Genomic DNA, 26,386 nt, shown 5'->3' on the forward strand with positions numbered 1-26,386 from the left:
CCTGCCAGCATCATGCCGGCAGGTTTTTTTTATCCGCAATCAGACAATCCAGCTCAGCAGCAATGTCGCGGCAATCACCGTTGAGGCGCCGCCGATACGGGTGGCAATCTGTGCAAATGGCATCAGCGACATGCGATTCGATGCCGAGAGTATCGCCACATCCCCGGTACCGCCCAGCCCACTGTGGCAGCTGGTGACAATCGCCGCTTCAACAGGATACATATTCAGCCGGGAAGCGATGAAAAATCCGCTTAACGCCATGGCAATAACGATGGAACCGCAAACCACCACGTAGCCGATGGAGAAGACGGAAACAACGCTCTCCAGCGGGACATACAGCATCCCAAGGCCGATCATCAGCGGCCAGACGAGGGCGGCGGAGACAAATTTGTAGCAGCTATGCGCCCCCAGCTCCATCGCGGCAGGGATAATTTTGCTGTATTTGCACAGAACGGCGGCCAGAATCATCAATACCGGTCCCGGGATGTGCAGCACTTTCTCCAGCAGCCCGCCAACGATGAAAAATGCGCAGATCATTAGCAGCCCGGCCCCCATCAGCTGGAAATCGGTAGGCTGCCCTGCCTGAGACTGCGAGAAAACGTGGTTATCATCATGGCTGCGAATCAACATACCATCACCGGACAGCGCCGGACGGCGGACGCCCAGGCGTGCCAGAAAGCCGGCGCAGATAATGGCGAAGATATTCCCCACCACCGCAGCGGGCGCTAGCTGTGCAACATACACGTCCGGGGTTTGCCCAAGGATCGCCGAATAGGCCAGCGACAGCGGCAGGATCCCTTCCCCAATACCGCCGCCGATAATCGGCACGATAATAAAGAAAAAGGTGTGGTAAAGACTGTAGCCGAATAAGCTGCCCACCAGCAGGCCCGTCGCGATCGCCGCCCCGGTCCCCACCACCAGCGGAACGAACATGCGCACCATACCCTGGATAAGAATGGTTCTGTTCATGCCCAGAATACTGCCGACCACCAGGCAGGCGATGACAAAATAGAGTAAATTGGCCTCTTTCATCAACAGATGCACGGTGCCCAGAGTATGGGGATCAAATACCCCGAAATAGACCAGCACCGACGGCATCATCAAACACAAAATAGCCGGACCGCCGATATCTTTAAGCACCGGCACCATTCGGCCGATTTTGGCCAGAGCGAATCCCAGGGTCATAATGACCGCCAGCCCGCCAATCATGTTCTTTGGCAACAGTCCCGCCATTGATGAGACGGCGACAATCGTTGCGATACCGACAAACAACGTTAAAGGTACGGCGCCGACGTCAACGTTGGATAAGAAACGCGGAGTTTGCCCACTCGAGTGCGTTTGTTCTACCGGATGGTTGAGTGAATTATTTTTCATGTTGCACCTGAATTGTAATAGATGGCGTAGGATCGAGGCGCAATATTAAAATTGCGCAGTAAAATAAAAATAAAAAAACAAAAAAATGAAGAAGTATGCGAATTAAAACCAGATAAACGGTAGCACAGGAGTTTTCGCTAAAAAAGAAAACCACGCCCTTCCTTCACGACTTTGTGACTGAGTTAGAAACTCCCGTTTAAGTAATTTAAATTATTACGGCGTAGCTAAAGTTATCAGTCACGACATTTAATTATCGGCAGTCATGAAAAACAAGGAGTTAATCTCCGCGCCGCTATTTGTAAGTAAAGTTCCCAAGGCGAAATTATTTAAATACCCGCCACTGTGATTTCAATCACCTTTCATTCCATAGGGGATCGTTAGATTAAAAACCACAAGTAACCCTACAGCCTATTTTCAGGATAATTTATGCCTACGCTGCTATTACAATCATTGTTCCCATTAGTTTTTATCATGTTACTCGGTTGGCTCAGCGGTAAGTTAGGCTATACCCGTCGTGAAGATGCCTCGGTGTTAGCCACCGTCGTCATTCGGTTTGCTCTGCCCTTTCATCTTTTTATAGGCGCATTAAATACCAACCCGGATAAAATTAAAAACTTCGCCTTTATGGCGGTATTAGTGATTGGCCTGATGGGGTCTTATTTCCTTACCCTGCTGATCTCGCGCTACGTATTCCGCCATGACATCAAAACCAGCGCGCTCCAGTCCCTGGTGTGCGCATTTCCTGATATGGCCTATTTCGGTGCGCCGGTCCTTGCCGTCCTGATTGGGCCCGAAGGGTTTCTTGGCGTGCTTATCGGCAACTTAATCACCAGCGTCTTCATGATTCCCCTGACGATAATCCTGATTCGGATGGGCGATAAACATGCCGCTGGCGATGGAGAGAAAATTCATGCGGGTAAGCTGATTATGCAAAACCTGCTGAAAGCCATCAGAAACCCTATTGTCTGGATCCCGATCTCGGGGGTGCTGCTGAGCCTTGCTGGCGTACAGCTTCCCCATATGCTCAGCATGCCGATTGAAATGGTCGGGAAAATTGCCGGCGGCCTGTCGCTGTTTGCTCTTGGCCTGCTGTTTTATGGAGAACGCCCGACGGTTAATATTCAGACCTGCACCAACATCAGTATTAAAAATCTGCTTCAGCCCGCCATGATGGCCGCGGCAGGCCTGGCTTTTGGTCTCAGCCATACGCTGATGCAGCAGGTCATTATCATTGGCGCCACCCCTTCAGCCATCGCTGCCGGTATGTTTGCGCTGCGCAGCGATACTTATATTGAGCCGGCCTCATCCTCTATTTTACTCGGCACCGCCATTGGCGTGGTCACCGAAGGCATCATGATTTATTTAATTTCTTAATTACCGTCTCAGGGCAACATTTCTATCAAGTTAAACCTGTTTTTATTTAAACAATGTTCAGGAGTCATCAAATGTTAGTCAAAGAAACATTATATACCCCTTACAATGGCGCAGTGCTGCTGGAAAATCCGCTGTTAAATAAAGGGCTCGCTTTTACCGAGGGGGAAAGAACGGCGTTTAATCTCCAGGGATTACTTCCGCATAATGTTGAAACTATCGAAGAACAGACGGAGCGCGCGTGGAAGCAGTTCAGTGAATTTAAGCGCGATATTTCCCGACATATCTATCTGCGGAATATTCAGGATACCAACGAGACGCTATTTTATCATTTGCTACGCCGTCATATGAAAGAGATGCTGCCGGTGATTTATACGCCAACCGTCGGAGAAGCCTGCGAACACTTCTCCGAAATTTATCGTCGTGGGCGCGGTCTGTTTATTTCCTGGCCTAACCGGCATCACATTGACGAGATGCTGCAGGGCTTCTCCCGCCACGATATTCAGGTGATCGTCGTTACCGATGGCGAGCGTATTCTTGGCCTGGGCGATCAGGGTATCGGCGGGATGGGCATTCCGATTGGTAAACTCTCGTTGTATACCGCCTGCGGCGGCATTCATCCCGCTGCGACGTTGCCAGTGATGCTGGATGTCGGAACCAACAATGCGAAGCACCTCGAAGACCCGCTGTATATGGGCTGGCGTCATCCGCGCATTAACGACGATCAGTATATGGAGTTTATGGATAGGTTTGTCGATGCGGTAAAACGTCGCTGGCCGCATGTCCTGCTGCAATTCGAAGATTTTGCCCAGAAGAATGCCAGCCGCCTGCTTAATCGCTATCGCAACCAGCTGTGCTGTTTCAACGATGATATCCAAGGAACAGCCGCCGTCACGACCGGTACGTTGATTGCCGCCGCCGCGGTGGCAGGCACCCGTATGCGCGACCAGCGGGTTGTGTTCCTCGGCGGCGGTTCCGCCGGCTGCGGTATTGCCGAAAAAATTATTGCGCTGATGGTTGATGATGGTTTATCGGAGAAAGAAGCCCGCAGCCAGGTCTTCATGGTCGATCGCTTTGGTTTACTGACCGATGAGATGCCCAATCTGCTCGATTTTCAGCAAAGCCTCGTGACGCCGCGGGAGGCTATAGCCCACTGGGATGTAACCTCTGCCAACCTGTCGTTGATGGATGTGGTGCGCAATGTGCACCCGACCGTGCTTATTGGCGTATCCGGCCAGCCGGGTCTGTTCAGCGAAGCGATAATCAAAGAGATGCACCGCCACTGCCCACGGCCGATCGTGATGCCGCTCTCTAACCCAACCTCCCGCGCCGAAGCACAGCCGAAAGACTTGCTGGAATGGACTCAGGGTAACGCGCTGATCGCCACCGGCAGCCCGTTCGAACCGGTGTTCTGTCAGGGGGCGACCTACGATATCGCTCAGTGCAACAACGCCTATATTTTCCCAGGACTGGGGTTAGGCATCCTGGCGACCAAGGCGGAGCGCGTCACCGAAGCCATGCTGATAACCTGCAGTAAAACGCTGGCGGCCCACTCGCCGTTAGCCACCACCGGCAAAGGCGGGTTATTACCCCCGGTGGAAGAGATTGAGATGATTTCCCGGGCCATTGCTCTTGATGTCGCTCTGGTGGCCCAGGCCGAAGGCGTCGCCGAAAAACTCAGCGAGGAAGAGCTGATCGCGAATATTGATAAAACCTTCTGGCACGCGCGTTACACCTCCTATAAGCGTTCATCGCTGTAGCGACACGTTCCTTCATTAATCCTGCGGGAAGCATCCAGGCGTCGACTCCCCTGCTTCCCGATAGTCAAAGGAACCGCGCATGTTCAATGTGCTTATTGTGGATGATGATTCGATGGTTGCAGAGCTGAACCGGCTGTTTATCAGCAGGGTCGCCGACTTTCGCTGCTGTGGTATCGCCTCAACGCTGGCGGAAGCTGAGCAGATGCTGAACCATGTACCCGCGATCGATTTGATCCTGCTGGATGTGTACATGCAGCGAGAGAACGGACTGGATCTGCTGCCCATCCTGCGTACGAGCTCCCGCAGTATCGATGCGATCATGATTACTTCCGCCGCCGATGCGGCAACCGTCCAGACGGCGATGCGCTATGGCGTGGTTGATTATTTAATTAAACCGTTTCAGTTCCCGCGTTTTGAAGAGGCGCTGCTGACATGGCGCAAACGACGCGAGCTGCAGCACGCCAAATCCCGCTACGAGCAGTCCGATGTTGACGATTTACTGCGCAGCGGTATTCAGCGCCCGGATAACGCCCGCCGCTTACCTAAGGGATTAACGCCGCAAACGCTGCGCCTGGTGTGCCAATGGATTGATAGCCATCAGGAGAACGCCTTCTCGACAAATGAGATCGCCAACGCGCTGCAAATCTCCAGAGTTTCGTGCCGTAAGTATTTAATCTGGCTGGAAAAGACGGGGATTCTCTTCACCAATAATCACTACGGCCTCACCGGTCGACCGGAATATCGCTACCGGTTGATTAGCGAGCAGACGGCTTTACTCAAACAATACAGCCGATGAACCCGGCAGGTTCATCGGCTCTCTTTTACTACGCCGGTGGAGGCACAGGCTGACGCTATTTCTTTTTCGGGAAGAGTTCTTTGCGCTTATAAGGCTCGATTTCCCCCGGCTTACGCGTCTTCAGCAACTTGAGGATCCAGGTATATTGCTCGGTATGCGGCTTGACGAAAATCTCGACCTCTTCATTCATTCGTCGCGCGATCGTGTGATCATCGGCGTCCAGCAGGTCATCCATCGGCGGACGTACCAGCACCGTCAGACGATGGGTTTTACCATCATAGACCGGAAACAGCGGCACCACGCGCGCGCGGCAGACCTTCATCAGCCGGCCAATCGCCGGTAAGGTGGCTTTATAGGTCGCAAAGAAATCGACGAACTCGCTGTGCTCGGCACCGTGATCCTGGTCGGGCAAATAGTAGCCCCAGTAGCCCTGGCGGACCGACTGGATAAACGGTTTAATGCCATCGTTACGCGCGTGCATGCGCCCACCAAAGCGACGTCTGACGGTATTCCACACGTAGTCAAAGACCGGATTCCCCTGGTTATGGAACATTGCCGCCATTTTCTGACCGCCCGAGGCCATCAACATGGCCGGAATATCCACTCCCCAGGCGTGCGGCACCAGGAAGATCACCTTTTCGTTATTGCGCTGCATCTCTTCGATGATCTCTTTGCCCTGCCAGTCGACGCGGGAAAGAATATGTGCAGGATCCCGCAGACCCAGCTCGGCCATCATGACCATCGCCTGCGGCGCCGACATATACATTTCATCGATAATAGCCTCGCGCTCCTGCTCGCTCTTTTCCGGGAAGCAGTACAGCAGGTTTATCTGCGCACGACGGCGCGAGCTTTTCGCCAGCCGACCCACCGCACGTCCCAGTTTACCGAGGATCGGATCGCGAAAAGAGGGAGGCGTCAGGGCAATGCCGGCAAACGCAAAAACCCCCAGCCAGGCGCCCCAGTAGCGCGGGAGTAAAAAGGATTTTTCAAACTTTGGAATAAACTCAATATTATTTTTTTTCGTTTCCATGCCCAGTCCACAGCCGTACTGCATAAAAAAAGATAATGGGGTAATCCCGTCAAACCGCAAGTTGCAGCCTCAGAAGCCGTAAGACGACTTATTGTGGGTATAGTTTAGCGATACGATGGGGAACCTACAAAAGAAAAAGCCGGCGCGCGACAGGCACCGGCTTGCATTGACATTCTGCTAGTCAAACCGCAGCTGCGGGATGACCTCTTTGACCTGCGCCAGATAATCGGTGCGATCGGAACCGCTCAACCCTTCGGTACGCGGCAGTTTCGCCGTTAATGGGTTCACGGCCTGCTGGTTAATCCACACTTCATAGTGCAGATGCGGACCGGTAGAACGTCCGGTGTTACCCGACAGCGCAATACGATCGCCGCGCTTCACTTTCTGCCCCGGTTTCACCAGCAGTTTACGCAGGTGCATATAGCGGGTGGTATAGGTACGGCCATGGCGTACGGCCACATAGTATCCCGCCGCGCCGCTGCGCTTAGCCACCACCACTTCACCATCGCCGACCGCCAGAACCGGCGTCCCCTGCGGCATCGCAAAATCGACGCCGCGGTGCGGAGCGACGCGCCCGGTCACCGGATTCAGACGACGCGGATTAAAGTTCGAAGAGACGCGGAACTGGCGCGCCGTCGGGAAGCGCATAAAGCCCTTCGCCAGACCGGTACCGTTACGATCGTAGAACTTACCGTCTTCCGCACGAATCGCGTAATAATCCTTGCCCTCTGAACGCAAACGCACGCCCAGCAGCTGGCTCTGTTCCCGTTTCCCGTCAAGCATTTCGCGCGACATCAATACCGAGAACTCATCGCCTTTTTTCAGCTTGCGGAAGTCCATCTGCCACTGCATCGCCCGGATCACCGCGCTCACTTCCGTACTGGTCAGTCCGGCTTCACGAGCGCTGGCAACAAAGCTGGCGCCCACGGTGCCTTTCAGCACGTTGTTGACCCAATCCCCTTTCTGCAGCTCGCTGCTCATTTTAAAGCCGTTCGCGACCCGGTTGTAGGTGCGGGTTTCACGACGCGACATTTCCCACGTCAGACTTTGCAAATCCCCCTCTGCCGTTAAGGTCCATGAGAGCTGCTGACCAATTTTCAGGTTGCGCAACTCTTTGTCGGCGGAGGAGAGCTGGGCGATATCGCCCATATCGATGCCATACTGGTTGAGGATGCTGCTCAGCGTATCGCCAGTGGAGACCACATATTCGTGGCCGCCTGACTCGCTGTCGGCTTTATCATCCAGTTCATCTTGAGGAATGGCTTCTTCTTCCTGCGGCGCCTGGTCGATAGGCTCGGAGGCTTCCGGCAGCAGAGAACGGATTTCGCTTTTTTCCAGCTCAATCGTCCTGACGATAGGGGCGGATTCCGGATGGTAGATATAGGGTCGCCAGACGGCGACCGCTAATGTCAGAACGCTCAACGACCCCAGCATGACGCGGTGAGGTCGTGGCAAATTGTTGAATGCCTGAGTGACAGCGCGGGCTATCTGTTGCACGTATTCACTTCCTCGTTAATCTCCTTTCAGGCAGCTCGAATACTGTTTCGCCAGTTGGTCGAGGAACTGCGGGTAACTTTCTTTACCCAGCTTAATCCCGGTACCAAGAGGGTCCAGAGTCCCCATGCGCACAGAGGTGCCCCTGGCAACAGCTTCTATAACGGCTGGCCTGAACTGTGGCTCAGCAAAAACGCACGTGGCTTTTTGCTCAACCAGCTGTGTTCTGATTTCGTGTAAACGCTGCGCACCGGGCTGTATTTCAGGGTTTACGGTAAAATGCCCCAGTGAGGTCAGACCGTAGTGTTTTTCAAAGTAGCCATAGGCATCATGAAAAACGAAATACCCTTTTCCTTTCAGCGGTGCGAGCTCGTTACTCACCTGCTTATCGGTTGAAGCTAATTTTGCCTCAAATTCTTTCAGGTTAGCGTCAAGTTTGGCTCGACTCTGCGGCATAAGTTCCAATAATTTATCGTGGATTGCAACCGCTGAAAGCCGCGCTATCTCTGGGGATAACCACAGATGCATATTGTAAACACCATGATGGTGATCGCCGTCACTATTTTCACCTGCGGCGTGTTCGTGGCCATGATCGTCATCGTCGTCATCCGCCCCTTTCATGAGCAGCGGTTTCACGCCGGCAAGCTCAGCAATGGTCACCTTTTTATTCGACGCAATGCTTTGCGTTGACTTGTCCATGAATGCTTCCATCTCTGGACCAATCCAGACCACTAAGTCTGCGTTCTGTAAGCGTTTTGCATCGGAAGGACGCAGTGAATAATCATGCTCTGAAGCGCCGTCAGGCAGGAGCACCTGGGTCTCCGTGACTCCATCAGCGATAGCGGAAGCGATAAAGCCTAAGGGTTTCATTGAGGTAACCACGGCGGCATTCGCCGTAGAGGTCTGAGCGAACAAAAAAACGGCGCCAAGTCCAGCGCAAAGAAGCGTATTTTTATGTAACATAATGCGTCTAGTCATCGTAATGAATGAGAAAGATGTGATATTATAACATTCACTCGCTTGTGCAACCCCTAATTTGACATGACAAATCTTGTAACTCTCGAAAACGTCTCGGTCGCCTTCGGCCAACGACGCGTACTGTCTGACATTTCGCTGACGCTAAAGCCCGGCAAAATTTTGACCTTACTCGGCCCTAATGGCGCAGGCAAATCCACGCTCGTGCGGGTGGTTCTTGGACTGGTAGCACCGAGTGACGGTGTTATCAAGCGCGAGAACAATCTGCGGATTGGCTACGTCCCACAAAAACTGCATCTGGATGCCACGATGCCGCTGACCGTCAGCCGGTTCATGCGCTTACGTCCCGGCACCCGTAAGCAGGATATCCTGCCGGCGCTGAAACGTGTCCAGGCCGGGCACCTGATTGAAGCGCCGATGCAAAAACTCTCCGGTGGCGAGACCCAGCGCGTGCTGCTGGCCCGGGCCCTGCTGAACCAGCCGCAGCTGCTGGTGCTGGATGAACCCACGCAGGGCGTCGACGTTAACGGACAGGTTGCCTTGTACGATCTGATAAACCAGCTGCGTCAGGAACTTGATTGCTCGGTGCTGATGGTCTCCCACGATCTGCATCTGGTGATGGCGAAAACCGATGAGGTGCTGTGCCTGAATCAACATATTTGCTGTTCCGGCACCCCGGAAGTGGTCTCCCTGCATCCGCAGTTTATCTCGATGTTTGGCCAGCGCGGGGCGGAACAGCTGGGGATCTATCGCCACCATCATAATCACCGCCATGACCTGCAGGGGCGGATTGTACTGCGTAGGGGAAATGAGCGCTGATGATTGAACTCCTGTTACCCGGCTGGCTGGCCGGTATTATGCTTGCCTGTGCGGCAGGACCGCTCGGGTCGTTCGTGGTCTGGCGCCGGATGTCCTATTTCGGCGATACGTTAGCTCATGCCTCTTTGCTTGGCGTGGCCTTCGGCCTGCTGCTTAACGTGAATCCGTTTTATGCGGTGATCGCCGTGACCTTAATGTTGGCAGGCGGCCTGGTGTGGCTGGAAAAACGCCCGCATCTGGCGCTCGATACCTTACTGGGGATTATGGCGCACAGCGCGCTGTCGCTGGGTCTGGTAGTGGTTAGCCTGATGTCGAATATTCGCGTCGACCTGATGGCCTATCTGTTTGGCGATTTACTGGCGGTAACGCCGGAAGATTTGATCTCTATCGCCATTGGCGTGGTGATTGTGCTGGCGATCCTGCTCTGGCAGTGGCGCAACTTGCTATCGATGACCATCAGCCCCGATCTGGCGTTTGTCGATGGCGTGAAGCTGCAGCGGGTGAAACTGCTGCTGATGCTGGTCACCGCGCTGACCATTGGCGTCGCCATGAAGTTCGTCGGCGCGTTGATTATTACCTCGCTGCTGATCATTCCTGCCGCCACGGCGCGCCGCTTTGCCCGTACGCCGGAGCAGATGGCCGCAGCTGCCGTTGGGGTGGGGATTATCGCGGTGACCGGTGGGCTGACCTTCTCGGCGTTTTACGATACCCCCGCTGGCCCGTCCGTGGTGCTGTGCGCCGCGCTGCTGTTTATCTTCAGCATGATGAAAAAATCGGCCACCTGACCGATGCCCTCTTCCCCGGTCACGCCGAGTCGACCGGGGTCATCCTCCCTGCCGGGACATGGACACAGCTCACCTGCCGGGAGGCAGATTACGGCATTTCCGGCGGCGTGATGCCGAAGTGATTCCAGGCGCGTACCGTCGCCATCCGCCCACGCGGCGTGCGCTGCAAAAAGCCTTGCTGGATCAGATACGGTTCCAGAACATCCTCGATCGTTTCCCGCTCTTCGCCAATCGCCGCCGCCAGGTTATCCAGGCCGACGGGGCCGCCGAAGAATTTATCGATGACCGCCAGCAAAAGTTTGCGGTCCATATAATCGAACCCTTCCGCATCAACATTCAGCATGTCCAGCGCCTGGGCGGCGATGTCCAGCGATATGGTGCCATCGTGGCGTACCTCGGCAAAGTCACGTACCCGGCGCAGCAGACGGTTGGCGATACGCGGCGTACCGCGCGCCCGGCGCGCCACTTCCAGCGCCCCTTCGTCGCTCATTTCCAGGCCCATAAAGCGGGCGCTGCGGCTGACGATATGCTGCAGGTCAGGGACCTGGTAAAACTCCAGCCGCTGTACAATTCCGAAACGGTCACGCAGCGGCGAGGTTAACGACCCCGCGCGCGTCGTGGCGCCAATCAGGGTAAACGGCGGCAGGTCGATTTTGATCGACCGCGCCGCTGGCCCTTCGCCGATCATGATATCCAGCTGGTAATCTTCCATCGCCGGATACAGTACCTCTTCCACCACCGGCGAAAGGCGGTGTATTTCATCAATAAACAGCACGTCGTGGGGTTCGAGATTGGTGAGCATGGCGGCCAGATCGCCCGCCTTCTCGAGCACCGGACCGGAGGTGGTGCGCAGGTTGACGCCCATCTCATTGGCGACGATATTTGCCAGGGTGGTTTTCCCAAGCCCCGGCGGGCCAAAGATCAGCAGGTGATCGAGCGCATCCCCGCGCAGCTTTGCCGCCTGGATAAAAATCTCCATTTGCGAACGCACCTGCGGTTGACCGACATACTCTGCCAGTAATTTGGGGCGGATTGCGCGATCGGCCGACTCTTCAAACCCGGTGCTGTCTGCTGAAACCAGCCTGTCTGCTTCAATCATCCCTTACCTCACAACGCGGCGCGGAGCGCTTCACGAATTAGCATTTCACTGTTAGCATCCGGGCGCGCGATTTTACTCACCATCCGGCTGGCCTCCTGAGGTTTATAGCCCAGCGCCACCAGCGCGGCAACCGCTTCCTGCTCCGCATCGTCATCAGACGGGCCAGCCGGTGAAGTCAGCACCAGATCCGTCGCTGGCGTAAACAGATCGCCGTGCAGACCTTTGAACCGGTCTTTCATTTCAACGATCAGACGCTCAGCGGTTTTCTTACCGATACCCGGCAGTTTCACCAGGGCAGCCAGCTCCTCACGCTCTACGGCATTAACAAACTGCTGCGCCGACATGCCGGAGAGAATCGCCAGCGCCAGCTTTGGCCCGACGCCGTTGGTTTTAATCAGCTCTTTAAACAGGGTGCGTTCCTGCTTGTTATTAAAACCATAGAGCAGCTGCGCATCTTCGCGAACGACAAAATGGGTAAAAACGATGGCCTCGTTACCCACATCCGGCAGTTCATAAAAACAGGTCATTGGCATATGTACTTCATAGCCCACGCCTCCCGTTTCCAGTAATACAAGCGGGGGTTGTTTTTCGAGAACGATGCCTCTGAGTCTGCCTATCACATGGAGCTCCTGCGTTAAGGGCTAAAGTATCTGCGGTATCATAAAAAAAGGCTGGATGAATATCCAGCCTGATTTGAGGTTATCGTAAGCGGCCACGCGCCAGATTGAGCCGCGTCTCGCTGATCTGAGCCGCGTTCTGACTGACGTGGCAGTGGGTAATGGCGATAGCCAGCGCATCCGCCGCGTCCGCCTGGGGGTTGGCGGGAAGTTTAAGCAGCGTGCGCACCATGTGCTGCACCTGGCTTTTTTCCGCGCTGCCGATGCCGACCACGGTTTGCTTAACCTGCCTTGCGGCATACTCAAAGACCGGAAGGTCCTGATTGGTCGCCGCGACAATCGCCACGCCGCGCGCCTGCCCCAGCTTCAGCGCTGAGTCGGCGTTTTTCGCCATAAACACCTGCTCAATGGCGAAATAGTCCGGCTGAAACTGGGTGATAATTTCCGTCACGCCAGCGTAAATCAGCTTCAGGCGCGACGGTAAATCGTCGACTTTGGTCCGAATACAGCCGCTGCCAAGATAGCTCAGCTGTCGCCCGACCTGACGAATCACGCCATAACCGGTAATGCGTGACCCCGGGTCAATGCCGAGAATAATCGCCATCACGCACCTCCGGTAATAACTAATCCCTGAGCCCCTGAATATTTCAGTTCACAGCCAGGCGGCCCTGCCGCGAATCCCCGGGAGCGTAGATTCACTCCCTGACCGGGGTGAGCGGGGAGAGCCAACACCGCTGTGGGCTGAAAGATTACGGGTATCACAGCGTTGCTGCGACCTCATCAGAGATCTCGCCATTATGATACACTTCCTGCACGTCGTCGCAGTCTTCCAGCATATCGATCAGACGCAGCAGTTTGGGCGCTGTTTCCGCATCCATATCCGCTTTGGTTGAAGGAATCATCGATACTTCGGCCACGTCAGCCTTCAGGCCAGCCGCTTCCAGCGCATCGCGCACCGCGCCCATCTCTTCCCACGCGGTGTAGACGTCAATCGCGCCATCGTCATAGGTCACGACGTCTTCCGCACCGGCTTCCAGCGCGGCTTCCATGATGACGTCTTCGTCGCCCGCTTCAAAAGAGATCACCCCTTTTTTGCTGAACAGATAGGCCACGGAACCATCGGTACCGAGGTTGCCGCCGGTTTTGCTGAAAGCGTGACGCACTTCAGCCACGGTACGGTTGCGATTGTCACTCAGACATTCAACCATGACCGCGGTGCCGCCTGGGCCGTAACCTTCATAAATGATGGTTTCCATGTTTGCGTCTTCATCGCCGCCTACGCCACGGGCGATAGCGCGGTTCAGCGTGTCGCGGGTCATGTTGTTGGACAGCGCTTTATCCACTGCCGCACGCAGACGCGGGTTGGAAGCGACATCGCCGCCGCCCAGGCGCGCTGCGGTAACCAGCTCACGAATGATTTTAGTAAAGATCTTACCGCGCTTGGCATCCTGTGCCGCTTTGCGGTGTTTGGTGTTGGCCCATTTACTATGACCTGCCATAAAAAACTCTCCAAAAATGCCTGCTTCCCACAGCCTTTCGACCTGCAAACGGCTGGGAAGACTAGTCGGCGTTAATTACAAATTCTTCAATCGCCTGCCGGTTACTCCACGACTTGGTCAATGCGGCAGCGTCTGCCGCATTGACCCAGCGGTAATCCAGATGTTCCGTGAAGACAATCTGGCGTTCATGAGGGAGCGCAAGACAGAACCAAAACTCCGTATTGCGCTCAACGCCCGGCGCGTAGCGATGACGTAAATGAGAAAATATCTCGAAATCCACCGTGCGCTGACAGTCCATTAAGGTCAGCTGCTCATGAGCAACATCAATCGCGACCTCTTCCTTTACTTCACGCACGGCGGCTTGCGCTGCGGTCTCCCCCGCTTCCAGGCTGCCGGTTACCGACTGCCAGAAGGCGGGATCGTCGCGTCGCTGCAACATCAGCACCCGCTTCGTATCTTCGGCATAAATGACCACCAGAACGGAAACGGGAAGCTTGAATGACATCTTACTTATTCTCCGGAGACTCTTTTGTCTCTTTCGCCACAACCTGAATACCTAACTCGCCCAGGGAAGTCGGGTTAGCAAAGCTCGGCGCTTCGGTCATCAGACAGGCCGCGGCGGTGGTTTTCGGAAAGGCAATAACGTCACGGATATTATCGGTACCGGTCAGCAGCATGGTCAGACGATCAAGACCGAAGGCCAGACCCGCGTGCGGCGGCGTACCGTATTTCAGCGCGTCCAGCAGGAAGCCGAATTTTTCACGCTGTTCCTGTTCGTTGATGCCCAGGATGCCGAATACCGTCTGCTGCATGTCGCCATTGTGGATACGGACGGAACCGCCGCCCACTTCATAACCGTTGATCACCATATCGTAGGCGTTGGCGATCGCGGTTTCCGGCGCGGCTTTCAGCTCTTCCGCGGTCATGTCTTTCGGCGACGTGAACGGGTGGTGCATCGCGGTCAGACCGCCTTCACCATCATCTTCGAACATCGGGAAGTCGATCACCCACAGCGGCGCCCATTTGGTTTCGTCGGTCAGACTCAGGTCTTTACCCAGCTTCAGACGCAGCGCGCCCAGCGCATCGGCAACCACTTTCTTGTTGTCGGCGCCGAAGAAAATCATGTCGCCATCCTGGGCGCCGGTGCGCTCAAGGATCGCCTCAACGATTTCCGCGGTGAGGAATTTCGCTACCGGGCTGTTGATGCCTTCGAGACCTTTCGCACGCTCGTTGACTTTCATGTAAGCCAGACCTTTCGCGCCATAGATCTGCACGAACTTGCCATACTCATCAATTTGTTTACGGGTCAGCGCAGCGCCACCCGGCACGCGCAGCGCAGCGACGCGCCCTTTGGCATCATTGGCCGGGCCGGAGAAGACGGCAAACTCCACGGCCTTCACCAGGTCGGCAATATCGACCAGCTCCATCGGGTTACGCAGATCCGGCTTATCAGAACCGAAGCGGCGCTCGGCTTCCGCAAAGGTCATCACCGGGAATTTGCCCAGGTCGACGCCCTTCACGTCCAGCCACAGTTTGTAAACCAGCTCTTCCATGACTTCACGCACCTGCGGCGCGGTCATAAAGGAGGTTTCCACATCGATCTGGGTGAATTCCGGCTGGCGATCTGCACGCAGGTCTTCGTCACGGAAGCATTTAACTATCTGATAGTAACGGTCAAAACCGGACATCATCAGCAGCTGTTTAAACAGCTGAGGAGACTGCGGCAGCGCGTAGAATTTGCCTTTGTGCACGCGGCTCGGAACCAGATAGTCACGCGCACCTTCCGGGGTCGCTTTGGTCAGCATCGGGGTTTCGATATCGAGGAAACCGTGATCGTCCATAAAGCGGCGCACGAAGCTGGTGATTTTCGCACGAGTTTTCAGGCGCTGAGCCATTTCCGGACGACGCAGGTCCAGGTAACGGTATTTCAGTCGCGCTTCTTCGGTGTTGACGTGATTGGAGTCAAGCGGCAGCGCTTCTGCACGGTTGATGATCGTCAGCGAAGAGGCCAGCACTTCGATGTCGCCGGTGGCCATCTCGCTGTTGACGTTTTTTTCGTCGCGCGCGCGTACGGTACCGGTGATTTGGATGCAAAACTCATTGCGCAGTTCGGAAGCCAGCTTTAACGCCTCCGCACGATCCGGATCGAAAAACACCTGCACGATGCCTTCGCGGTCACGCATATCAATGAAGATAAGGCTACCAAGATCACGACGACGGTTGACCCAACCACACAGAGTCACCTGCTGCCCCACGTGGGACAGACGTAGCTGTCCGCAATATTCTGTACGCATGAGATATCCCTTAACTTAGCCGCAGGCGGATTGTGCCTGCCTCGCAGGCGACGGAGTCGCAGCTTTAGCTGAATGTCACAACTGAATGAAAAAAGGCGGCCATTATAATAGAATTTCCGCCGCACGATAAGCCCGATGCAGTTTGTACGTTGCTTTGCTGTACGCTTATTGCCTGTGCTCACAAAAATTAACAAAAATTGTTACCCATGAGCCGGATCGGCAACGGTATTGTAACGGTCAAACCACAGAAGAAGATACGGGGATACCATGTTAGAACTCAATGCGAAAAAAACTGCGCTCGTTGTCATCGATCTGCAAGAGGGTATTTTGCCCTTCGCCGGCGGGCCGCATCGTGCCGATGACGTGGTAACGCGCGCAGCCCGTCTGGCCGAAAAGTGCCGTCAACAAGGCTCGCCGGTCATCATGGTCCGCGTCGGCTGGTCCGCTGATTTTGCCGAAGCGCTGAAACAGCCGGTTGACGCGCAGGCCGGCGGGCACGCCCTGCCGGACAACTGGTGGGCCTGGCCGCAGGCGCTGGGCAAACAGGACGGCGATATCGAAGTCACCAAACGCCAGTGGGGCGCCTTCTATGGTACTGACCTCGAACTGCAGCTACGCCGTCGCGGTATTGATACCATTATTCTCTGTGGCATCTCCACCAACATCGGCGTTGAATCCACCGCGCGTAATGCCTGGGAGCTGGGCTTCAACCTGGTTATCGTCGAAGACGCCTGCAGCGCCGCCTCAGCCGAGCAGCACCAGGGCAGCATGACCCATATTTTCCCGCGCATCGCCCGCGTGCGCAGCACCGAGGACGTGCTCTCCGCCTTATGATTTATATCGGGCTCCCGCAATGGTCGCACCCGAAGTGGGTGCGTCTGGGCATCACCAGCCTTGAAGAGTATGCTCGCCACTTTAACTGCGTGGAGGGTAATACGACCCTTTACGCCTTGCCGAAGGCGGAAATCGTCGCCCGCTGGTATGAGCAAACCCACGATAATTTTCGCTTCTGCTTTAAATTCCCGGCCACCATTTCGCATCAGGCCGCCCTGCGCCATTGCGACGACTTGAGCCACGAGTTTTTTACTCGTCTGGCGCCGCTGGAAACGCGTATTGGCCAGTACTGGCTGCAGCTGCCCGCCACCTTTGGCCCCGGCGACCTCCCTGCCCTGTGGCACTTTCTCGATACTCTGCCGACCTCATTCACCTATGGCGTCGAAGTGCGGCATCCGGAGTTTTTCGCCAAAGGGGACGCCGAAAAGGCGCTCAATCGCGGGCTGCATCAGCGTAACGTGAATCGCGCCATCCTCGACAGCCGCCCGGTGCATAGCGCCGTCGCGCGAAATCCGGCCATGATCGACGCCCAGCGTAAAAAACCCAAGCTTCCGGTTCATGCCGTGGTCACGGCGGGGAATCCGCTGGTTCGCTTTATCGGCAGCGATGACATGGTCCACAATCACCGGCTGTTTGGCGTCTGGCTGCAGACCTTAGCCAAATGGCGTCAGTCGACAACGCCCTATTTATTTCTCCACACCCCGGACATCGCACAGGCCCCGGAGCTGGTCAGCACGCTTTGGGAAGATTTACGCCGGGTGATGCCAGAGGTCGGGAGCGCACCGTCAATTCCGCAGCAAACCGCGCTTTTCTGATATCCTGCTATGCTAATCGGAGCCATCTCAAAGAGTGAAAGGGAGTTTTTTGTATGGTCAGCGCGCTGTACGCGGTGTTGGGTGCGTTATTGCTAATTAAGTTTTCTTTTGATGTTGTACGTCTGCGCACGCAATACCACGTCGGGTATGGTGACGGAGGGTTTAGCGAACTACAGGTTGCTATCCGCGTGCACGGCAACGCCGTTGAGTATGTCCCCATTGGCATCATCCTGCTGCTGTTTATGGAGATGAATGGCGCGCAGAACTGGATGGTGCACGTCTGCGGTATCTTGCTGATTGCCGGACGACTGATGCACTCCTACGGTTTTCACCACCGGCTTTTCAGCTGGCGTCGCTCCGGAATGAGCGCCACCTGGTGCGCCCTGTTGCTGATGGTGCTCGCGAATCTGTGGTATATGCCCTGGGAGTTGGTTTTCTCCTTACATTAGCGCACAATACGCCGTTTTCGTTTTTTCGGGTTTAACGTTATGTCTCACCGCGATACGCTTTTTTCCGCGCCGATTGCCAGCCTCGGCGACTGGACCTTTGATGAACGGGTTGCTGAAGTCTTCCCGGATATGATCCAGCGCTCCGTGCCCGGCTATTCCAATATCATTTCTATGATCGGCATGCTGGCTGAACGCTTCGTTCAGCCCGATACCCAGGTTTACGACCTCGGCTGCTCGCTTGGAGCGGCAACGCTCTCTATCCGGCGTAACATTGCCCACCCTGGCTGCAAAATTGTCGCGGTGGATAACTCTTCGGCGATGGTCGAACGCTGCCGTCGCCACATCGATGCCTATAAAGCGCCAACGCCGGTCGAGGTTGTGGAAGGCGATATTCGTGATATTACCATCGACAACGCCTCCATGGTGGTGCTGAACTTCACCATTCAGTTTCTGGCCCCCGACGAACGCCAGGCCATTCTGGATAAGGTTTACCAGGGGCTGAATCCCGGTGGCGCGCTGGTGCTGTCCGAAAAATTCAGTTTTGAAGATGCGCATGTTGGCGAACTGCTGTTCAACATGCATCACGACTTTAAGCGTGCCAATGGCTACAGCGAACTGGAAATCAGCCAGAAGCGCAGCATGCTGGAAAACGTCATGTTGACCGATTCGGTCGAAACGCACAAAGCCCGCCTGCATAAAGCCGGGTTTGAACATGCCGAATTGTGGTTCCAGTGCTTTAACTTTGGTTCACTGGTGGCGGTGAAATCAGAGGAAAAAGCATGATCGATTTCAATCATTTTTATCAACGTATTGCCCTCAGCCCGCTATCTCACTGGCTGGAGACACTCCCCGCCCAGGTAGCGGCCTGGCAACGGGAAGCTCTGCACGGCAAATTCCGCGAGTGGGAACGGGCCGTAGAGTTTCTGCCGGAACTGGCTCCGTATCGCCTGGACCTGCTGCATAGCGTCACCGCCGAAAGCGAAACGCCGCTAAGCGAAGGCCATCGGCTGCGCGTAGAGAATCTGCTGAAAAACCTGATGCCCTGGCGCAAAGGGCCATACTCGCTGTACGGCGTGAATATCGATACCGAATGGCGTTCTGACTGGAAATGGGAGCGCGTATTGCCGCACCTCTCCGATCTGACCGGACGCACGATTCTCGACGTTGGCTGCGGCAGCGGATATCACATGTGGCGCATGATCGGCGCCGGCGCGCATCTGGCGGTCGGGATTGACCCGACACAGCTGTTTTTATGCCAGTTTGAAGCGGTGCGTAAGCTGCTGGGTAACGATCAGCGTGCCCACCTGTTGCCGCTGGGCATTGAGCAGCTTCCGGCACTGAACGCCTTCGATACCGTCTTTTCGATGGGCGTGCTGTACCACCGCCGCTCGCCGCTCGACCATTTATGGCAGCTCAAAGATCAGCTGGTCGACGGTGGCGAACTGGTGCTGGAGACGCTGGTGGTCGAAGGGGATGAAAATACCGTTCTGGTCCCGGGCGACCGCTATGCGCAGATGCGCAACGTCTACTTTATTCCGTCGGCCGCGGCGTTGAAAATGTGGCTGGAGAAGTGTGGATTTGTCGATGTGCGGATTGTCGATGTCTGCGCTACCACCACCGAAGAGCAGCGCCGTACCGAATGGATGATTACGGAGTCACTGGCTGACTTCCTCGACCCCGACGACAGCGGTAAAACGCTTGAAGGTTACCCGGCGCCGGTGCGCGCGGTGATTATTGCCAACAAACCCGAAACCCAGCAGTCGCTGGCGAAAAAGTCAGCCGGCTGCAAATAAAGGTCAAAAAAAGACCCCTGTTGAAATTGCAGGGGCCTGGTACGGGCAATCATCATATTGGGCGACATGATGTGCAGCAAAAAACGGTTTAACTTCTCTGCGCAGAAATGATTTGCTTCATTTCTGCCACCGCTACGCCATTCACGGCATAGCGCGAATATTCATCTGCGTCGGCATCGGCGGACATCGACAATCCGGAATGACGGAAGCGCATTGGCGATGGCACCCAGTGCCCGGCTGAGCTGTGGACTTCTTTTACGCCAGCCTGAAGAAACTTCGCCAGGTTGGCCGCTCGAACACCTGCACCAGCCATAATGGTTGGAGTATCCCCCAGGGCAATAAGTTCCGTAATTAATGAAAGACCTTTTTCCGCGCTGGCCTGCTGACCCGATGTCAGGATACGGGCCACGCCGGAATCGGCCAGCGTGCGATAAGCCTGATACGGATCCGCACACATATCAAAAGCCCGATGGAACGTGACCGCCAGCGAACCGGCCGCCGCCATGATTTTTTGTATGCGCGCGATATCGACCCGACCATCCGCATCTAACACGCCAATGACCACGCCGGGAAAACCCAGCTCCCTGACCGTCACCACATCATCGAGCATCGCCGCAAACTCGCTCTCGGTGTAGCAAAAATCACCGCCGCGCGGGCGAATAATCGGATGCACCGGAATGGTCACCGTTGCGCGTACTGTTTTCAGCACACCCAGCGACGGGGTTAATCCCCCTTCATGTGGCGCGGCGCAGAGCTCAATGCGATCGGCACCACAGCGCTGCGCCTCTTGCGCACAGGCCATGCTGTAACAGCAGACTTCCAGTAGCGTCATTTCCTTCTCCTTTACGCTGCGGGCAACACAGCATGTCATGATTTATCCGTTCAAAAACCGCGTCGCTTCACACTGTTACGCATCAGATTGTTCGCTGGCGACAATTTGCTCAATTGACCACGGGTGAAATTTAATCGTGACGCTGCCGTCCGTCACCGCCAGAGTCGGGTTTGGCAGCCGTTCGCGCTCCCCTTTCGGCGAGCTGGTTTTGACAAAAATCCCCGGCTGACTTAATCCCTCATCAGACAGCAGCGCCAGCGCGCGAGCATTGAGCGCATCCGCCTCGCCCGGCAGCACGATTTCAACGTGCTCCCATCCTTCATGCGGATAGCGCTTTTCACCCGGCCACGGCAGCTCAACCACGCTGAAACGCCAGTGGGCCACCGCAACCGGCTCATCCAGTTTGAACAGGCAGATAGGTCGACCGTTGATGGTGTTTTCCGACAGCAACGTGCCGCATTGTTCAAAACCGCGACGCCAGCGCTCCGCCGTGGCGTTTTGGTGACAGCGCAGGGAAATATGGTCGGCATCCAGCGGGGCGATATCCAACCCAAGTCGCCTGGCCAGACCGCTTAACGCGTCGGTGAAACGCGGCAGATCCGCGGAAATATCGTTAAGCTCATCAATTTGCTGCCAGTTTGCCATATTGCACCTCAATGCAGGTCAAAGGGGGGGTAATTTATCGCGTTTCCCGGCGGCGACCAACCGGGAATCTTCTGTCGGGTTCGTCGAGTGGCTATTCATTAAGCGTGCCGCCCGGCAACGCGCGCGCGGTGCTGACGCATGGGCGCAAATGCAGTATACTCCTGCCCTAATTTGTCCACATTCCGGCGCCGCCCCGCAGGGGTTATAGCGCCTTAAACGTAAGGTATTCCGGTGAATATTCAGGCTCTTCTCTCAGAAAAAGTCAGCCAGGCCCTGATCGCGGCAGGTGCGCCTGCCGATTGCGAACCTCAGGTCCGCCAGTCAGCAAAAATCCAGTTCGGCGACTATCAGGCCAACGGCGTGATGGCAGTAGCGAAAAAGCTGGGTATGGCGCCGCGACAACTCGCAGAGCAGGTACTGTCTCATCTCGACCTTAACGGGATTGCTAACAAGGTTGAAATCGCCGGGCCCGGCTTTATCAATATTTTCCTCGATCCGGCCTTTTTAGCGGAAAATGTGAACAGCGCGCTGGCGTCAGAGCGTCTGGGCGTCGCCCGGCCGCAGGCGCAAACTATCGTCGTTGACTACTCCGCGCCGAATGTCGCCAAAGAGATGCACGTCGGCCATCTGCGTTCCACCATCATCGGTGACGCTGCCGTCCGTACGCTTGAGTTCCTCGGTCATAAGGTGATCCGCGCGAACCACGTGGGCGACTGGGGCACTCAGTTCGGTATGCTGATCGCCTGGCTGGAAAAACAGCAGCAGGAAAACGCCGGTGAAATGGCGCTGTCCGATCTCGAAGGCTTCTACCGCGATGCCAAAAAGCATTATGACGAAGATGAAGTCTTTGCCGAACGCGCCCGTAACTACGTAGTAAAACTGCAGGGCGGCGATACTTACTTCCTGGAGATGTGGCGCAAGCTGGTTGACATCACCATGACCCAAAACCAGATTACCTACGATCGTCTGAACGTCACCCTGACCCGCGATGACGTAATGGGTGAAAGCCTGTATAACCCGATGCTGCCAGGCATTGTTGCCGATCTGAAAGCTAAAGGTCTGGCCGTCGAGAGCGAAGGCGCAACCGTGGTGTTCCTTGATGAGTATAAAAACAAGGAAGGCGAACCGATGGGCGTCATCATCCAGAAAAAGGATGGCGGCTACCTCTACACCACGACCGATATCGCCTGTGCGAAGTATCGTTATGAAACGCTGCACGCCGACCGGGTACTCTACTACATCGATTCCCGTCAGCACCAGCACCTGATGCAGGCGTGGACGATCGTGCGTAAAGCGGGCTATGTGCCGGAATCCGTGCCGCTGGAACATCACATGTTCGGCATGATGCTGGGCAAAGATGGTAAGCCGTTCAAAACTCGCGCCGGGGGTACCGTGAAGCTGGCGGATCTGCTGGATGAAGCGCTGGAGCGCGCGCGCCGCCTGGTGGCCGAGAAGAATCCGGACATGCCTGCCGCTGAGCTGGAACAGCTGGCCAATGCGGTCGGTATTGGCGCAGTGAAGTATGCCGATCTGTCCAAAAACCGCACCACCGACTATGTATTTGACTGGGATAACATGCTGGCGTTCGAAGGCAACACCGCGCCGTATATGCAGTATGCCTATACCCGCGTGCTGTCCGTCTTCCGTAAAGCGGAAGTTGACGAGCAGGCGCTGGCTGCGGCGCCGGTGATCATTACCGAAGCGCGTGAAGCGCAGCTGGCCGCGCGCCTGCTGCAGTTCGAAGAGACGCTGACCGTTGTGGCCCGTGAAGGAACGCCGCACGTCATGTGCGCCTATCTCTACGATCTGGCCGGCCTGTTCTCCGGTTTCTACGAGCATTGCCCGATTATCACCGCCGAGAGCGATACCGCACGCAACAGCCGTCTGAAGCTGGCGCAGCTGACGGCCAGAACCCTGAAACAGGGCCTGGATACGTTGGGTATTGAAACCGTCGAGCGGATGTAAGTCAGACGGGTGATTTGTCGCCCCGGCAAGCCGCGCGCCGCCGGGGAATCGCCTGATGGCGCTGCGCTTATCAGGTCTGCAATCGTTTCACCTGGCATCGACGCCGTCGAACGTCGCTAAGAGCAAAACCCGGCCATGGCCGGGTTTTTGTATGCGGTTTTGTCACCCCGGCAAACCGTGCGCCGCCAGGGAAGTACCTGATGGCGCTGCGCTTTTCAGGCCTGCAAGGACGATCAAATCCTGTCTTAGAAGTATTTGCGCAAATACTCCGTCAGACACAGGATCGCCATTGCCTGACCATACGGCATTGAGGTCAGCGGGATCTCACGATAAAAGTCGAGATTGCCGCCCATCCCGGTACCAAACGAGGTCTGCAACAGCTCGCCTTCCGGGGAGATATTTTTCACCACCCCGCGAATCGCCTTCTCCGCCACCTCGGCATACTCCGCAGCAACATAGCGCTTACGCACCGCTTTCAGAATGCCATAGGCAAATCCGGCGGTGGCCGATGCTTCCAGGTACGAGTGCGGATCGTCCAGCAGCGTATGCCACAGGCCGCTGTCATCCTGACATTTTGCCAGCGCGGCAATTTGCGCGTTCAGCACCTGGATCAAATAGCGTCTGACCGCGCTGTGCTCAGGTAAATCAACCAGTTCCAGGAAATCGGGGATCACCATCGTCAGCCAGCTGTTACCCCGCGCCCAGCGAGCGCGGGCGAAGTTATGCTGACCGTCATAGCTCCAGCCGTGAAACCACAGCCCGGTTTCCCTATCCATCAGGTTCTGAACGTGAAGTAAAAACTGATACACCGCCTCTTCCACATACTGCGGACGATTGAGCAATTTTCCGATTTTAGCCAGCGGCAGTACGGTCATCATCAGCGTATCGTCCCACATCTGCTGATGGTTCTCTTCCGCCAGCGTGATGTGCTGCATTCCCCCATGCTCCGTGCGCGGCATCTCATGCATCGCCCACTCCGCCCAGCTCTCGAGCCAGGGCAGATATTCCGCTCTCCCGGTCTCTTCATAGCGCCAGGCCAGCGTCAGGAATGGCGCCATAGTATTCACGTTTTTCGTGGTCGCCCCTTCGGCGAAGCGGTCGGCAAACCAGCTGTCGATAATATCGCGCATCGCCGCATCCCCGGTCTGCTGGTAGTACTGATGAATACCGTACAAACCTACGCCATGCGTCCACTCCCAACCGGCCCACCCTTTGGTATCAATGACCCGCCCGTCGTCCAGCCGCAGCAGAAACGTCCCCGCGTCATCCCGAATATTGACCAGATTATGGGTCACTTTTTCGATCAGCGACTGCAGTTCATGGCGGCTGATAAAATGCGCCGGCTGACGCAGTAACGGGCTATGTTTGACAGGCCACACCTTCATCTCTCTACCCTCTGTTGTATGTCGATTTCATTTCAGCACCCTGCTTCAGCGATGGCGCGGCAGGTTTGTTGCGGTTCAGATAACCAATATTGTTATTTCCCCACAGCGTGTCGTACGGCATGCCGGCCAGCATCTCAACCACCGCGCGATCTTCCGCTGTCGTCAGCTCTGGCTGTGCGCAGCCCGCCCGACGCATTTTGAGCGTCTCCGCCCGCAGCACGCTATGCGTGGCAAGATTGAGCTTGAAGCGCAGGGAGACCAGGAAACCGCAGGCCAGCACCAACAGCGTGCCTACGCTCAGTATTAACAGGATGGTATGGCTCACTTCATAGGGCTGGGTCTTCTGCCCGGAAACAAACCCGGAGAGCTGCATAATAATGCCCACCAGCATAACCGCACCGGCCTGAGAGGCTTTGCGCGTCAGGGTCATAATGCCGGCAAAAATCCCTTCCCGGCGCTGTCCGGTAATGACCTCATCCACATCCGCGATATAGGTGTAGGTATTCCATGGCACGTAGTTGATTCCGCCACGACCCAGTCCCGCGATGGCAGAGACCAGCAGCAGCAGCGAGTAGACATCGCTCAGCCCGGCGTAATAGAGAATCGCGTAGGACAATGAGCTCAGACCAAATAGCACCACCACCATACGATAGGAAGGGGCGGGCCCGAAGCGAATACAGAGCGGAATCATGGCGATAACGGCAATAAACTGGAAGATAGCCATCGTGCCCAGCAGGTTGGACGCCATTGAGGCCTCCTGCATCAGCACAAACACCACGTAGTAGGTAAAAACGGCATTAAAGACGTCCTGGGCGATATAGCCGCCAAGGTACATCCCCAGGTGCTGGCGGAAAATCTTAATCCGCAGCGTCGAACTCAGCTCAATAAACAGGCGGTTGAGGCTCTGAGCCAGAGACAAATGGCGCTTCTCTTCTTCCGCCCGCAGTGCGGCCTCCGACCACTCTTCCCGCGGACGTTCCCAGGTAAAGAACCAGACGAAAGTCAGCATCAGCGCGCACAGCACAGAGAACACGAGGCTTGCGTAGAAAAAGGAAACCGCATTGTCCTTTCCAAACTGGGTCAGCAGAATGCCCGGCAGGAATGACGCCAGAATGGCCGACATCTGCGCCATCGAAATACGCGCGCCGGAGAATTTGGTTTTTTGTTTAAAATCATCCGTCATTTCCGGTACCAGCGTTTCATACGGCACCAGAATCATGGTGTAGACGATATCGAACAGCAGATAGGTGAGCAGGTAATACCAGAATCCCATATCGCCAACCCACATGATGGAGTAGCTGAACACGCAGGGGATGCCGAGCAGAATAAAGAATTTACGTCGGCCAAAGCGTTTGCCGAGCCACGTTGTGCCGAAGTTATCGGTCAGAAAGCCCATCAGCGGGCTGATCACCGCGTCCAGCACCCTTGCTGTGGCAAAAATCAATGTTGCTTCAATGGGGGAAAGGCCGCAGAAGGTGGTGTAGAAGTAGAGTAGCCAGGCCGCGGTCAGTGCGGTTGTCCCGGCGCCAAGGAAGTCGCCCGAGCCATAGGCCAGATAATTAACTAAACCGATTTTACGTGTTTTCATCGCCGTAAATCCTGTGTCTTTTTTTTAGTGAACTCCGACAAGCTTTCTGGCTTAGCCAAAAGGGAGTGGATACACGGCTACAGTAGAAGTATAGGAAAAGGGTTACCTTTTCATTTTTGCCAGCCCGCTCCCGTCCATGGCAAAAATACAAAGAGTCGACGGACAGG

25 protein-coding genes are annotated in these 26,386 nt (G+C 55.7%); 11 read left to right on the forward strand and 14 right to left on the reverse strand.

What is annotated here, in order from left to right:
- Positions 1-39 precede the first annotated feature (39 nt).
- Positions 40-1,374, reverse strand: coding sequence for a 2-hydroxycarboxylate transporter family protein (locus BV390_RS00710; protein ID WP_032699373.1), 1,335 nt, complete (start codon positions 1,372-1,374; stop codon positions 40-42).
- Positions 1,375-1,800: 426 nt separating this feature from the next.
- On the opposite strand from BV390_RS00710, the gene BV390_RS00715 reads away from it, so the two are divergent.
- The 3 genes from BV390_RS00715 to dcuR all read left to right on the forward strand — a co-directional run bounded on the left by BV390_RS00715 (position 1,801) and on the right by dcuR (position 5,301).
- Positions 1,801-2,748 carry an AEC family transporter gene (locus tag BV390_RS00715; protein WP_085396361.1) on the forward strand — a complete coding sequence of 316 codons (948 nt, stop codon included), beginning with the start codon at positions 1,801-1,803 and terminating at the stop codon, positions 2,746-2,748.
- Between the two features lie 71 nt (positions 2,749-2,819).
- Positions 2,820-4,505, forward strand: coding sequence for an NAD-dependent malic enzyme (locus tag BV390_RS00720; protein ID WP_032686926.1), 1,686 nt, complete (start codon positions 2,820-2,822; stop codon positions 4,503-4,505).
- Between the two features lie 79 nt (positions 4,506-4,584).
- Positions 4,585-5,301, forward strand: coding sequence for a two-component system response regulator DcuR (gene dcuR / locus BV390_RS00725; protein ID WP_085396362.1), 717 nt, complete (start codon positions 4,585-4,587; stop codon positions 5,299-5,301).
- A gap of 55 nt (positions 5,302-5,356) precedes the next feature.
- On the opposite strand, the gene lpxM is transcribed toward dcuR, so the two are convergent.
- The 3 genes from lpxM to znuA form a co-directional block, all read right to left on the reverse strand.
- On the reverse strand, positions 5,357-6,331 hold the full coding sequence (lpxM, locus tag BV390_RS00730) for a lauroyl-Kdo(2)-lipid IV(A) myristoyltransferase (RefSeq protein ID WP_032695586.1): 975 nt from the start codon (positions 6,329-6,331) through the stop codon (positions 5,357-5,359).
- 177 nt (positions 6,332-6,508) lie between these two features.
- On the reverse strand, positions 6,509-7,828 hold the full coding sequence (gene mepM, locus BV390_RS00735) for a murein DD-endopeptidase MepM (RefSeq protein WP_032699367.1): 1,320 nt from the start codon (positions 7,826-7,828) through the stop codon (positions 6,509-6,511).
- Positions 7,829-7,843: 15 nt separating this feature from the next.
- Positions 7,844-8,788 carry a zinc ABC transporter substrate-binding protein ZnuA gene (gene znuA, locus BV390_RS00740; protein ID WP_032686922.1) on the reverse strand — a complete coding sequence of 315 codons (945 nt, stop codon included), beginning with the start codon at positions 8,786-8,788 and terminating at the stop codon, positions 7,844-7,846.
- 78 nt (positions 8,789-8,866) lie between these two features.
- On the opposite strand from znuA, the gene znuC reads away from it, so the two are divergent.
- A complete protein-coding gene (znuC, locus tag BV390_RS00745) occupies positions 8,867-9,619 on the forward strand; it encodes a zinc ABC transporter ATP-binding protein ZnuC (RefSeq protein ID WP_032686921.1) in 753 nt (250 codons plus the stop codon).
- Positions 9,619-10,404 carry a zinc ABC transporter permease subunit ZnuB gene (znuB, locus tag BV390_RS00750; RefSeq protein ID WP_032686920.1) on the forward strand — a complete coding sequence of 262 codons (786 nt, stop codon included), beginning with the start codon at positions 9,619-9,621 and terminating at the stop codon, positions 10,402-10,404. The genes znuC and znuB overlap by 1 nt, the downstream gene beginning before the upstream one ends.
- 88 nt (positions 10,405-10,492) lie before the next feature.
- On the opposite strand, the gene ruvB is transcribed toward znuB, so the two are convergent.
- The 6 genes from ruvB to aspS all read right to left on the reverse strand — a co-directional run bounded on the left by ruvB (position 10,493) and on the right by aspS (position 15,913).
- Positions 10,493-11,503 carry a Holliday junction branch migration DNA helicase RuvB gene (gene ruvB, locus BV390_RS00755; protein ID WP_032686919.1) on the reverse strand — a complete coding sequence of 337 codons (1,011 nt, stop codon included), beginning with the start codon at positions 11,501-11,503 and terminating at the stop codon, positions 10,493-10,495.
- 8 nt (positions 11,504-11,511) lie between these two features.
- Positions 11,512-12,123 (reverse strand): Holliday junction branch migration protein RuvA, encoded by a 612-nt coding sequence (ruvA, locus tag BV390_RS00760; protein WP_004864039.1) that lies wholly within the window; start codon positions 12,121-12,123, stop codon positions 11,512-11,514.
- A gap of 79 nt (positions 12,124-12,202) precedes the next feature.
- Entirely contained in the window at positions 12,203-12,724 is a 522-nt protein-coding gene (ruvC, locus tag BV390_RS00765) for a crossover junction endodeoxyribonuclease RuvC (protein WP_004864044.1), read from the reverse strand.
- Positions 12,725-12,878: 154 nt separating this feature from the next.
- Positions 12,879-13,619, reverse strand: coding sequence for a YebC/PmpR family DNA-binding transcriptional regulator (locus BV390_RS00770; RefSeq protein WP_085396482.1), 741 nt, complete (start codon positions 13,617-13,619; stop codon positions 12,879-12,881).
- A gap of 61 nt (positions 13,620-13,680) precedes the next feature.
- A complete protein-coding gene (nudB, locus tag BV390_RS00775; protein ID WP_032686918.1) occupies positions 13,681-14,124 on the reverse strand; it encodes a dihydroneopterin triphosphate diphosphatase in 444 nt (147 codons plus the stop codon).
- A 1-nt stretch (position 14,125) separates the two neighbouring features.
- Positions 14,126-15,913 carry an aspartate--tRNA ligase gene (gene aspS, locus BV390_RS00780; protein WP_085396363.1) on the reverse strand — a complete coding sequence of 596 codons (1,788 nt, stop codon included), beginning with the start codon at positions 15,911-15,913 and terminating at the stop codon, positions 14,126-14,128.
- Positions 15,914-16,180: 267 nt separating this feature from the next.
- Here aspS and BV390_RS00785 point away from each other — a divergent pair, with 267 nt between their 5' ends.
- From BV390_RS00785 to cmoB, 5 genes are read left to right on the forward strand one after another with little or no spacing between them, the layout of a single operon-like run.
- Positions 16,181-16,747, forward strand: coding sequence for a hydrolase (locus BV390_RS00785; protein ID WP_032699338.1), 567 nt, complete (start codon positions 16,181-16,183; stop codon positions 16,745-16,747).
- A complete protein-coding gene (locus tag BV390_RS00790) occupies positions 16,744-17,562 on the forward strand; it encodes a DUF72 domain-containing protein (protein WP_032699337.1) in 819 nt (272 codons plus the stop codon). The genes BV390_RS00785 and BV390_RS00790 overlap by 4 nt, the downstream gene beginning before the upstream one ends.
- Positions 17,563-17,615: 53 nt before the next feature.
- Positions 17,616-18,011 (forward strand): MAPEG family protein, encoded by a 396-nt coding sequence (locus BV390_RS00795; RefSeq protein ID WP_004864064.1) that lies wholly within the window; start codon positions 17,616-17,618, stop codon positions 18,009-18,011.
- A 39-nt stretch (positions 18,012-18,050) separates the two neighbouring features.
- The gene (gene cmoA, locus BV390_RS00800) at positions 18,051-18,794 is read left to right on the forward strand and encodes a carboxy-S-adenosyl-L-methionine synthase CmoA (RefSeq protein WP_004864067.1); all 744 of its coding nucleotides are present in this window, start codon (positions 18,051-18,053) and stop codon (positions 18,792-18,794) included.
- On the forward strand, positions 18,791-19,804 hold the full coding sequence (cmoB, locus tag BV390_RS00805) for a tRNA 5-methoxyuridine(34)/uridine 5-oxyacetic acid(34) synthase CmoB (protein WP_032686914.1): 1,014 nt from the start codon (positions 18,791-18,793) through the stop codon (positions 19,802-19,804). Before cmoA ends, cmoB begins: the two co-directional genes overlap by 4 nt.
- Before the next feature lie 88 nt (positions 19,805-19,892).
- Here the strand turns inward: cmoB and cutC are convergent, their stop codons facing one another.
- Both cutC and BV390_RS00815 read right to left on the reverse strand, forming a co-directional pair.
- On the reverse strand, positions 19,893-20,636 hold the full coding sequence (cutC, locus tag BV390_RS00810; protein ID WP_085396364.1) for a copper homeostasis protein CutC: 744 nt from the start codon (positions 20,634-20,636) through the stop codon (positions 19,893-19,895).
- Positions 20,637-20,711: 75 nt separating this feature from the next.
- A complete protein-coding gene (locus tag BV390_RS00815) occupies positions 20,712-21,281 on the reverse strand; it encodes a VOC family protein (protein ID WP_032686912.1) in 570 nt (189 codons plus the stop codon).
- A 231-nt stretch (positions 21,282-21,512) separates the two neighbouring features.
- Between BV390_RS00815 and argS the strand changes: the two genes are divergently transcribed.
- Positions 21,513-23,246 carry an arginine--tRNA ligase gene (gene argS, locus BV390_RS00820; protein WP_064384317.1) on the forward strand — a complete coding sequence of 578 codons (1,734 nt, stop codon included), beginning with the start codon at positions 21,513-21,515 and terminating at the stop codon, positions 23,244-23,246.
- Positions 23,247-23,491: 245 nt separating this feature from the next.
- Here the strand turns inward: argS and bglB are convergent, their stop codons facing one another.
- Both bglB and BV390_RS00830 read right to left on the reverse strand, forming a co-directional pair.
- Positions 23,492-24,631 carry a beta-galactosidase BglB gene (gene bglB, locus BV390_RS00825; protein WP_032686909.1) on the reverse strand — a complete coding sequence of 380 codons (1,140 nt, stop codon included), beginning with the start codon at positions 24,629-24,631 and terminating at the stop codon, positions 23,492-23,494.
- 4 nt (positions 24,632-24,635) lie between these two features.
- Positions 24,636-26,219 (reverse strand): MFS transporter, encoded by a 1,584-nt coding sequence (locus tag BV390_RS00830; protein WP_032686908.1) that lies wholly within the window; start codon positions 26,217-26,219, stop codon positions 24,636-24,638.
- Positions 26,220-26,386: the final 167 nt, after the last annotated feature.

The organism is Klebsiella sp. YJ (assembly GCF_002108615.1).
Taxonomy (GTDB): domain Bacteria; phylum Pseudomonadota; class Gammaproteobacteria; order Enterobacterales; family Enterobacteriaceae; genus Klebsiella; species Klebsiella planticola.

What these genes read in the sequence shown, in the direction of transcription:
- BV390_RS00710 (WP_032699373.1), bottom strand. Translation starts at nt 1,374, where the DNA reads ATGAAAAATAATTCACTCAACCATCCGGTAGAACAAACGCACTCGAGT.
- BV390_RS00715 (WP_085396361.1), top strand. Translation starts at nt 1,801, where the DNA reads ATGCCTACGCTGCTATTACAATCATTGTTCCCATTAGTTTTTATCATG.
- BV390_RS00720 (WP_032686926.1), top strand. Translation starts at nt 2,820, where the DNA reads ATGTTAGTCAAAGAAACATTATATACCCCTTACAATGGCGCAGTGCTG.
- dcuR (WP_085396362.1), top strand. Translation starts at nt 4,585, where the DNA reads ATGTTCAATGTGCTTATTGTGGATGATGATTCGATGGTTGCAGAGCTG.
- lpxM (WP_032695586.1), bottom strand. Translation starts at nt 6,331, where the DNA reads ATGGAAACGAAAAAAAATAATATTGAGTTTATTCCAAAGTTTGAAAAA.
- znuA (WP_032686922.1), bottom strand. Translation starts at nt 8,788, where the DNA reads ATGTTACATAAAAATACGCTTCTTTGCGCTGGACTTGGCGCCGTTTTT.
- znuC (WP_032686921.1), top strand. Translation starts at nt 8,867, where the DNA reads ATGACAAATCTTGTAACTCTCGAAAACGTCTCGGTCGCCTTCGGCCAA.
- znuB (WP_032686920.1), top strand. Translation starts at nt 9,619, where the DNA reads ATGATTGAACTCCTGTTACCCGGCTGGCTGGCCGGTATTATGCTTGCC.
- ruvB (WP_032686919.1), bottom strand. Translation starts at nt 11,503, where the DNA reads ATGATTGAAGCAGACAGGCTGGTTTCAGCAGACAGCACCGGGTTTGAA.
- ruvC (WP_004864044.1), bottom strand. Translation starts at nt 12,724, where the DNA reads ATGGCGATTATTCTCGGCATTGACCCGGGGTCACGCATTACCGGTTAT.
- BV390_RS00770 (WP_085396482.1), bottom strand. Translation starts at nt 13,619, where the DNA reads ATGGCAGGTCATAGTAAATGGGCCAACACCAAACACCGCAAAGCGGCA.
- nudB (WP_032686918.1), bottom strand. Translation starts at nt 14,124, where the DNA reads ATGTCATTCAAGCTTCCCGTTTCCGTTCTGGTGGTCATTTATGCCGAA.
- aspS (WP_085396363.1), bottom strand. Translation starts at nt 15,913, where the DNA reads ATGCGTACAGAATATTGCGGACAGCTACGTCTGTCCCACGTGGGGCAG.
- BV390_RS00785 (WP_032699338.1), top strand. Translation starts at nt 16,181, where the DNA reads ATGTTAGAACTCAATGCGAAAAAAACTGCGCTCGTTGTCATCGATCTG.
- BV390_RS00790 (WP_032699337.1), top strand. Translation starts at nt 16,744, where the DNA reads ATGATTTATATCGGGCTCCCGCAATGGTCGCACCCGAAGTGGGTGCGT.
- BV390_RS00795 (WP_004864064.1), top strand. Translation starts at nt 17,616, where the DNA reads ATGGTCAGCGCGCTGTACGCGGTGTTGGGTGCGTTATTGCTAATTAAG.
- cmoA (WP_004864067.1), top strand. Translation starts at nt 18,051, where the DNA reads ATGTCTCACCGCGATACGCTTTTTTCCGCGCCGATTGCCAGCCTCGGC.
- cmoB (WP_032686914.1), top strand. Translation starts at nt 18,791, where the DNA reads ATGATCGATTTCAATCATTTTTATCAACGTATTGCCCTCAGCCCGCTA.
- cutC (WP_085396364.1), bottom strand. Translation starts at nt 20,636, where the DNA reads ATGACGCTACTGGAAGTCTGCTGTTACAGCATGGCCTGTGCGCAAGAG.
- BV390_RS00815 (WP_032686912.1), bottom strand. Translation starts at nt 21,281, where the DNA reads ATGGCAAACTGGCAGCAAATTGATGAGCTTAACGATATTTCCGCGGAT.
- bglB (WP_032686909.1), bottom strand. Translation starts at nt 24,631, where the DNA reads ATGAAGGTGTGGCCTGTCAAACATAGCCCGTTACTGCGTCAGCCGGCG.
- BV390_RS00830 (WP_032686908.1), bottom strand. Translation starts at nt 26,219, where the DNA reads ATGAAAACACGTAAAATCGGTTTAGTTAATTATCTGGCCTATGGCTCG.